2 protein-coding genes are annotated in these 1,754 nt (G+C 50.6%); one reads left to right on the top strand and one right to left on the bottom strand.

Features of this window, described 5'->3' with window-relative positions; all coding sequences use genetic code 11:
• A partial coding sequence (locus V7D78_RS17270) for a M9 family metallopeptidase N-terminal domain-containing protein (RefSeq protein WP_333609689.1) occupies positions 1–868 on the bottom strand: 868 nt, incomplete at its 3' end.
• A 240-nt stretch (positions 869–1,108) separates the two neighbouring features.
• Here V7D78_RS17270 and V7D78_RS17265 point away from each other — a divergent pair.
• Positions 1,109–1,754: hypothetical protein (locus tag V7D78_RS17265; protein WP_333609688.1), on the top strand; the 646-nt coding region annotated here is incomplete at its 3' end.

Raw genomic sequence — 1,754 nt, 5'->3', positions numbered from 1 at the left:
AGGCGGCACTGCCATTATTAGTGGCATTAAAATAATGGGTTAACACCTGAGTCAGGCCATTTTCTTCATACGCCCGGCCCCAGTTGTCCCTGCGCGACACGGTATCGGTATAGCCTTTCAGCGCTTGACTAAAACGGGTTAAATAACGCAGTCGATCAGTATCAGAGCTGCTGACCAGGACCAGCATTTCATAGCGCAGCATAAAGTTGCGCGAGGTATTGCCATCAAAACGGACAAAGTGAGCGCCGGCAAAATATTGATCAAACGCCTGCTGCAAAGCACTCAGATACACAGCACTGAACTGGCGATTGCTGCCAGCTTCAACCCAGTGCATAGCACGCAGATAGCTAACTAACTTTTCCAGTTCGGCGGCGCCACTGGCATCTGAGCCATCAAAACTGGCCATCCGACTGTTAATCGCTTGCACCACCGTGAGTATTTTAGCGTCACTAAAATGGCCGCTGCCGAGTAAATTTTGGTTATTTAGTGCATATAAACAGCTGGTCAGGTTGGCGCTCTCTATGGCGCTAACCAGCGCCGCACCTGACAGGGGCAGTAAAGCGTCCGGCGAGGTGCAGACACTTTGTATGGAAAACTGCTGCAAGCGCATGGTTTTATCGGCATCGGGGATCAGATGTGCCGGTAGTACTTTGCGGTTACGTTTGGCATGCAGCTTAGCCTGTATTTTCTCAAATTCATGCGCCGATACCAGCCGCGGCGGCTTTGGCGTTTGCTGGCGATCATTATGCTCATGGCCATGCTGTAAATCCTGCGCCAACTGGCTAGGGTGCGACAATGAGGCTGGTTCGCCAGCCAGCAGGGTGCTGCTGCCAAAGAGTAAGCTAAGCAGCAAGGTATTTTTTTTCATTTAAGTTTGTTCCTTCTGGTGCTGTTATTATAGTTAATCTGCCACTAACGGCTGTATTAATTTAGCATAAAAAATATTGTATACAATATAACATATAGTTTGATTTGCGTCTAAAATGCCGTGTTAAATAGCGTTTTGGCATAAGAGAATTAAGGGACAACCGAAATGTTATTATTGGATATTGTATACAATGACGATGCTTGCTAAACTGCAATGCCGACTGTTTTTGCAGGAATGATTATGATTGTCCGTTATGCACTGTTAAGCGCTGCCTTACTGTTAATGCCAGTGTCAGCCGCTGATTTACCTGAGCCAGGCGCTGCTTACCAGCAGGCTGAGCAGTTTTTTTACCCCAAGGTGCGGCCGTTAGTGCTAAACGCCGAACTGCCGTTTGACTGGCAACAACAAGGCTATTGGTTTAGCAGACAGGAAGCCGATGGCCGCCAGTTTTATTTTGCCGACAGCTTGCAGCAGACGCCGCGGCAATTAGATATGTCTCAGTTGGCGCGCGCGCTGGGGGCGACGGCCGCGCTGGATGCCGATAACCTCCAGTTGCAATTGCGCCGCAGCAACAACGAGTGGCAAGCCAAATTGCAGTATCAGCAGCAAAGCTGGCGATGCGATGTGGCGCAAGCGGCACAGCACCAGCAGATGCGAGCGCAATATCAATGTCAGCAACTGGCACAGCCCGGCGCAGTAACTTCACCGGATCAGCGCTGGCAGCTGAATAGCGTGGCGCACAACCTGCAATTAACTGAACTTAGCACTGGCCGGGTACAGCAACTGACCACAGAGGGCAGCGCCGATTACGCCTGGGGCGAGTTAAATGACTGGTATCAACTGGACTCGCTAAATGGCGTAGCGCAGCCACCAAAACGCAGCACGC

The organism is Arsukibacterium sp. (assembly GCF_036735525.1).
Classification (GTDB): Bacteria; Pseudomonadota; Gammaproteobacteria; order Enterobacterales; family Alteromonadaceae; genus Alishewanella.
Note: the sequence above shows the minus strand (reverse complement) of the source record. Positions and strands in the feature narration are given on the sequence as shown.